Raw genomic sequence first — 6,258 nt, 5'->3', positions numbered from 1 at the left:
ACAGCCTCACCGACCCCGTCGCCAACATCACCGCGGCCGCCAACTACGCCGCCGACCGCTACGGATCCATCGACAACGTCAACTCCGCCTACTGAGCCGGGGTCCGATGCCGAAATCACTGGCCGGGCGGGCAAACGCTCTGCTTGGCTCGGCCCATGAGTGATCTCCACATACGCCCCGCCGGCCTCACAGACATCGACACCGTGCTGCGGTTCTGGTGCGAGGCCGCGGAGGGGACGAGCATCAGCGACGACCACGACGGTATGGCCCGGCTCATTTCGAGAGACCCCGAAGCCCTGCTGCTGGCGGACCGGGACGGCCGTCTCGTGGGAACCGTCATCGCCGGCTTCGACGGCTGGCGATGCTCCGTCTACCGGCTGGCCGTGCACCCCGACTCCCGTCGGCAGGGAATCGCCACCGCCCTCATGGAAGCGGCGGAAGAGCGATTCCTCGCCCTGGGCGGGCGACGGGCCGACGCCATGGTCCTGGAAGCCAACGAACGGGCGCATCACACATGGGCCGCGGGTGGATACCACCGCGAGGACCACTGGCGACGCTGGGTGAAGCCGCTCCCGGACTGAGAAGAGCACCGAAGGACCGGTCGACTTTGCCGATCCTTTACTATGGTTCTCCATCCTGTCCGATCCTTCCGAAAGGTGTGAGCGTCCGCCCATGGGCGAGCCTCCCAGTAGCCGACATCGCCGACATCGAGCGATCCTCCTGCCCCTGCCCGATCATGGGACGGAGGTGAACCGATGACCGAAGTGCTTCTGCTGCTCGTGGCAGTACTGCTCTCGCTGGCCTGCGGTGCCTTCGTCGCGGCCGAGTTCTCTCTGACGACGGTCGAGCGCGGACAGCTTGAACGCGCCGTCGAGCAGGGCGAGCGGGGCGCGGCGAGCGCCATGAAGGCCGTACGCAGCCTCACCTTCCAGCTCTCCGGCGCTCAGCTCGGCATCACCGTCACCAATCTGGTGGTCGGCATGCTCTCCGAACCGTCCATCGCGAAACTGATCCGCGGTCCCGTGGAAGCGGTGGGTCTCTCCCCGAACGTGGCGTCCTCCGTGGCCCTCGTCCTCGGTACGGCGCTGTCCACCGTGTTCCTGATGATCGTCGGTGAACTGGTGCCGAAGAACTGGGCGATCTCCTCCCCGCTCGCCGTGGCCAAGACCGTGGCCACCCCGCAGCGTGCGTTCACCGCCGTCTTCCGGCCCTTCATCAGCCACCTCAACAACACCGCCAACCGGATCGTGCGCCGCTTCGGCCTGGAACCGGCCGAGGAGCTGGCCTCCGCGCGCAGCCCGCAGGAGCTGGCGGCGCTGGCCCGGCACAGCGCGAAGCAAGGTGCGCTGGAGGCGGACACGGCGGAGCTGTTCGTCCGCACGCTGAACCTGGCCGAACTGACGGCGGAGAACGTGATGACCCCCCGGGTCCAGGTCACCGCGCTGGAGGCGCAGGCGACCGCCGAGGACGTCGCGAACGCCACCCGGGCGACGGGCCTGTCCCGTTTCCCCGTCTACCTCGGCAGCCTGGACACCGTCGTCGGTGTGGCACACATCAAGGACGTGCTGGCCATTCCCGCCGAGCAGCGGTCCCGCACCCGTGTGTCGGAGATGCTGCGCGAGCCCCTGCTCGTACCCGAGACGCTCACGGTGGACCGGCTCCTTGACCGGTTGTCCGGCAAACTCGCCATGGCCGTCGTCATCGACGAGTACGGCGGCACGGCCGGAGTCGTGACGCTGGAGGACATCGTCGAGGAGGTGGTCGGCGAGGTGCGCGACGAGCACGACCCGCACGAGACCGCGGACCTCGCACCGGCCGGCGAGGACGCCGACGGGCGGACCCTGTGGTCGGCCGACGGCGCCGCCCGCACCGACCAGCTGAAGACGATCGGACTGCGCGTGCCTGACGGACCGTACGAGACACTCGCCGGGCTCATCGCCACCGAGGTCGGCCGCATCCCCGCCGTGGGTGACGCGGTCGAGCTGGCGGGCTGGCGGATCGATGTGGTCGACGCGTCCGGCCGCCGCGCCGCGCGGGCCCTGCTGCACGCGCCGCTGCCCGGCGACGACGACCCGACCGAGGACGCACGATGATCGCCGTCCAGCTCTTCATCGGACTGATGACCCTGGTCGTCAACGCCTTCTTCGTCGGGGCCGAGTTCGCGCTGATCTCGGTACGCCGCAGCCAGATCGAGCCCGAGGCCGAGGCCGGCAACCGGCGGGCACGGAGCGTCATCTGGGGCCTCGAACACGTATCGGCGCTGCTCGCGGCGGCGCAGCTCGGCATCACCCTGTGCACTCTGGTGCTCGGCATCGTCGCCGAGCCGGCCTTCGCGCATCTGCTGGAGCCGGTCTTCGACGCGGTGGGCATGCCGCACGGGCTGATCCATCCGATCTCGTTCGTGATCGCGCTGTCCGTGGCGACGTATCTGCACATGCTGCTCGGCGAGATGGTGCCGAAGAACATCGCCCTGGCCGAGCCCGTGCGCGCCGCGCTGCTGCTCGGGCCGCCGCTGGTGACCCTCGCCAGGGCTCTGCGCCCGGTGATCTTCGCGATCAACGCCTTCGCCAACACGCTGCTCAAGATCCTCCGGGTCGAGACGAAGGACGAGGTGTCCGCCACGTTCTCCGACGACGAACTGGCCCGGCTGGTGACGGACGCGGGCGACGCCGGACTGGTCGACGACCGCTCGGCCGAGCGACTGCGCCACGCCCTGGAACTGGGCCGCCGTCCGGTGCGTGACGTGGTGATGCCGGTGGACCGGGTCGTGTACGCCGAGGTCGGGACCACGCCGGAGCAGCTGGAGCGGCTCTCGTACGAGACGGGCTTCTCGCGCTTCCCGGTGATGGACAGCGAGGAGCGGATCCTGGGCTACCTCCATGTGAAGGACGCCCTGGATGCCACCCCGCGCGATGTGCCCTTCCCGGTGACGGCGATGCGCCCGATCGCCCGGGTCCGGGCGAGTACACCGCTCGACGACGTCCTGACCGCGCTGCGGCGCAGCCGTACGCATCTGGCGGCGGTTCTCGACGAGGACGACCGGCTGGCCGGGATGGTCACCATGGAGGACGTGCTCCGCGAGCTGGTGGGGCGCCCGAAGACGCGCTGACCCGCACGGGGCCGCGGTACGGGTTCCGGCCGCGGCCCCCGCCACGGCCGGGCCCGTGCTCCGGCCCGTGTGCGGGCCGGAGGGCCCCGGAGGGGGCGGACCGGCCGCGATACGATCGCATCGCCATGGAAACAAATGCCTCCTACAACAGTCTTGTCGCGGTCGGCGACTCGTTCACCGAGGGCATGTCGGACCTGCTGCCCGACGGTTCGTACCGCGGCTGGGCCGATGTCCTCGCCGGCCGGCTCGCCACCCGCGCCCCGGGTTTCCGCTATGCGAATCTCGCCGTACGGGGCAAGCTGATCGGCCAGATCGTCGACGAGCAGGTCGATGTGGCCGCCGCCATGCGTGCGGACGTCGTCACACTCGTCGGCGGACTCAATGACACGCTGCGGCCCAAGTGCGACATGGGCATGGTCCGCGGACGGCTCGAAGAGGCCGTGGAGCGTCTCGCGCCCTCGTGCGGAACGCTTGTGCTCATGCGCAGCCCGGGACGCAACGGTCCGGTGATGGAGCGCTTCCGTCCGCGGATGGAGGAGCTGTTCGCCCTGATCGACGACCTGGCCGCCCGGCACGGGGCCCTGGTCGTCGATCTGTACGGGACACCCGTGCTGGGCGATCCCCAATTGTGGGACGTCGACCGGCTGCATCTGACGGCCGACGGGCACTCGCGGGTCGCCGAGGCGGTCTGGCAGACGCTGGGGCTGCCGCCGGAGAACGACTGGCGCACACCGTTGCCGGCCGCCGTCCCGCCCAGGTGGGCCAGGCGGCGCGTCGACGACCTCCGCTTCGCCCGCCAGCACCTGATGCCCTGGATCGGGCGCCGTCTGACCGGCCGCTCCTCCGGGGACGGCCGGGCGGGTGCCCAGTACAGCGCCGAACTGGGGAGGGCGTTCTGGGTCACCCCGCGGGATTCCCGTGACCCGGGTCCCGTGGCGGCCTGGCGCCGGGTCGACTCGGCTCCGCTCTCGTAACGACCCGCGGACCGGACCGCGGCGTCGGCCGCCCCGCAGGGCATGGCCTCAACGCGACATCTCATGGCCTCATCAAGGATTGTGGCCAGCATGATCGGTGCCTAGCGTCGTCAGCATGACCTCGGCAACAACCCTTGCGACAAGCACCGACCGCCGTCGGCCAGCACTGATGGTGCTGTGTCTCGTACAGTTCATGCTCGTCCTCGACGACACCGTGGTGAACGTCGCGCTCCCCAGTGTCCGGGAAGAGCTCGGCTTCACCACGGCCGGCCTGGCCTGGGTTGTCAACGCGTACTTCCTCTCCTTCGGCGGGCTGCTGTTGCTTTCCGGCCGAGCGGCCGACCTGCTGGGCCGCCGCCGTGTCTTCCTCGGCGGTGTGGCGGTGTTCGGCGTCGCCAGCCTCGCCTGCGGGCTCGCCCAGGAGCCGTGGCACCTCGTGGTCGCACGGTTCGTCCAGGGCGGGGGCGCGGCCATGGCCAGTCCGGCGGCGCTGTCCTTGATCACGCTCATGTACACCGGTGCCGCGGAGCGCGCCAGGGCGTTCGGCCTCTGGGGTGCCATCGCCGGTCTGGGCGGCACGATGGGGCTGGTGATCTCCGGTGCGCTGACCGGCCTCGCCTCGTGGCGCTGGATCTTCCTGATCAACCTGCCCGTGGCCGCGATCGCCGTCGTACTGGTCCCGCGCCTGGTCACCGAGAGCCGGTCCCCGCAGCGGGCACGCCCAGACGTCCCCGGAGCGGTCCTGGGCACCTGTGCCGTCCTGTCCCTGGTCCTCGGGCTGCTCCGGGCCGGGGAGACGGGTTGGGGCACCCTGACGGTCATCGGCCCCCTACTCCTGGCCGCCGTCCTTGCCGCCGCCTTCCTCGCGGTCGAGGCGCGCACGGCCGATCCGCTGGTGCCGTTGCCGTTCCTGGCCGACCGCACCCGTGCCGTCGCCGGTGTCACCGGCCTGGTGTTCTCCGCCGCCTTCTACGCGATGGCCTTCCTGCTGATGCTGCACATGCAGACCGTGCTCGGATACGGCCCGCTCAAGGCCGGCTTCGGCTACCTGCCCTACGGCGCCGGGATCCTCACGGGAATGTGGCTCGCCTCGCGCGCGGTGGCCGGGTTCGGGACGCGCTGGACCCTCGTCGCGGGATTCCTGCTCGCCGCGGGCGGTCTGCTGATGCTGTCCGGCACGTCACCGAACGACCACTACGCGCTCAGCGTGCTCCCCGGTGTGCTCGTCGCGGGCCTGGGCGGCGGTCTGAGTCTGCCGACCCTGACCGTCGCCGCGCTCAGCGGCACCACCGAGGAGAACGCCGGTCTGGGCTCGGCGATCCTCACCTCCGTCCAGCAGGTCGGCGGCGCCGTGGGCCTGTCGGTCCTGGTCGCCCTGGCCGCGCGGCGCACCGACGCGGTCGCCGGCTCGACCGGCCCGCTGGATGCCGCGACGGAGGGCTTCTCCCTCGCGCTCGTGGTCGGCGCCGTCTTCCTCGCGCTCGGCGCCCTGGTGATCGCCATACTGCTCGACGGCCGCCGGGAGAACAGTTCCGCATAGCACGTACCGGGGGCGCGCATGCGTACGACGGCCGGTCCGGCCGTCGTACGCGTGCGCGTCCCCGGTGGTCCGTCAGCCCCCGGCCGGGGCGTAGCGTCCGGGGGGCGGGCGCCGCGAAGAGTACGCGCGGCGTCAGCAGGGAAGCCGGCCCTTGGCGAGGGTGAAGATGCCGACGAAGGTCCGTGCGACACGCGGATCGACGGCCGCGGCGCACAGCACCCGGTCGGCACAGGCAATTGCCCGGGCGCGCCGCGAGCGGCAGGGGCGGGCCCACAACGGCGGGATGCCGGAGGTCGTCGTCGACGGACTGGGTCCAGGCCCCGGGGGTGGTTCGAGCAGCCCGACTTCGGCGGGCATTTCCACCCGGCGTGCGCCGGCGGCGAGCAGCCTGGCGAGGGCGCCGGGGGCCAGGAACTCCATGGCACGCACATCCATGCCCAGGAAAAGGTGGGCGTGCCGCGCCTGCGGTACGCCCTTCCGCACCTGAGGGCCCCCGGGATGTCCGTTGCGTGGAAGACGAGTTCGACCGGCGAGGCCCCCCGTGCGTGGAGGCCGCCGCAAGCTCGCAGACGTCGAAGACGCCCTGAAGATCGGCTCGGTCTCGTACGGCTCGCGGCCCACGCAGAAGTGCCGGC

At 71.1% G+C, this 6,258-nt stretch carries 6 protein-coding genes and 1 pseudogene; 6 read left to right on the top strand and 1 reads right to left on the bottom strand.

Going from position 1 to position 6,258, the window contains the following annotated elements:
• The 6 genes and pseudogenes from ACGF8B_RS35730 to ACGF8B_RS35705 all read left to right on the top strand — a co-directional run.
• Positions 1 to 95, top strand: a pseudogene (locus tag ACGF8B_RS35730) (lytic transglycosylase); the annotation flags it as partial.
• 60 nt (positions 96 to 155) lie between these two features.
• A complete protein-coding gene (locus ACGF8B_RS35725) occupies positions 156 to 581 on the top strand; it encodes a GNAT family N-acetyltransferase (RefSeq protein WP_392746459.1) in 426 nt (141 codons plus the stop codon).
• 174 nt (positions 582 to 755) lie between these two features.
• Positions 756 to 2,093 carry a hemolysin family protein gene (locus tag ACGF8B_RS35720; RefSeq protein ID WP_392746458.1) on the top strand — a complete coding sequence of 446 codons (1,338 nt, stop codon included), beginning with the start codon at positions 756 to 758 and terminating at the stop codon, positions 2,091 to 2,093.
• Positions 2,090 to 3,109 (top strand): hemolysin family protein, encoded by a 1,020-nt coding sequence (locus tag ACGF8B_RS35715; protein ID WP_392746457.1) that lies wholly within the window; start codon positions 2,090 to 2,092, stop codon positions 3,107 to 3,109. Before ACGF8B_RS35720 ends, ACGF8B_RS35715 begins: the two co-directional genes overlap by 4 nt.
• A gap of 125 nt (positions 3,110 to 3,234) precedes the next feature.
• The gene (locus tag ACGF8B_RS35710; RefSeq protein ID WP_392746456.1) at positions 3,235 to 4,083 is read left to right on the top strand and encodes an SGNH/GDSL hydrolase family protein; all 849 of its coding nucleotides are present in this window, start codon (positions 3,235 to 3,237) and stop codon (positions 4,081 to 4,083) included.
• 115 nt (positions 4,084 to 4,198) lie between these two features.
• A complete protein-coding gene (locus ACGF8B_RS35705; protein WP_392746455.1) occupies positions 4,199 to 5,623 on the top strand; it encodes an MFS transporter in 1,425 nt (474 codons plus the stop codon).
• 132 nt (positions 5,624 to 5,755) lie between these two features.
• Here ACGF8B_RS35705 and ACGF8B_RS35700 read toward each other — a convergent pair whose 3' ends face one another.
• A complete protein-coding gene (locus ACGF8B_RS35700; RefSeq protein WP_392746454.1) occupies positions 5,756 to 6,058 on the bottom strand; it encodes a hypothetical protein in 303 nt (100 codons plus the stop codon).
• Positions 6,059 to 6,258 lie beyond the last annotated feature (200 nt).

The organism is Streptomyces sp. NPDC047917 (assembly GCF_043204345.1).
Lineage (GTDB): Bacteria > Actinomycetota > Actinomycetes > Streptomycetales > Streptomycetaceae > Streptomyces > Streptomyces sanglieri.
Note: the sequence above shows the minus strand (reverse complement) of the source record. Positions and strands in the feature narration are given on the sequence as shown.

Coding starts and splice junctions, on each gene's coding strand:
- ACGF8B_RS35725 (WP_392746459.1), top strand. CDS start 156: ATGAGTGATCTCCACATACGCCCCGCCGGCCTCACAGACATCGACACC.
- ACGF8B_RS35720 (WP_392746458.1), top strand. CDS start 756: ATGACCGAAGTGCTTCTGCTGCTCGTGGCAGTACTGCTCTCGCTGGCC.
- ACGF8B_RS35715 (WP_392746457.1), top strand. CDS start 2,090: ATGATCGCCGTCCAGCTCTTCATCGGACTGATGACCCTGGTCGTCAAC.
- ACGF8B_RS35710 (WP_392746456.1), top strand. CDS start 3,235: ATGGAAACAAATGCCTCCTACAACAGTCTTGTCGCGGTCGGCGACTCG.
- ACGF8B_RS35705 (WP_392746455.1), top strand. CDS start 4,199: ATGACCTCGGCAACAACCCTTGCGACAAGCACCGACCGCCGTCGGCCA.
- ACGF8B_RS35700 (WP_392746454.1), bottom strand. CDS start 6,058: ATGGATGTGCGTGCCATGGAGTTCCTGGCCCCCGGCGCCCTCGCCAGG.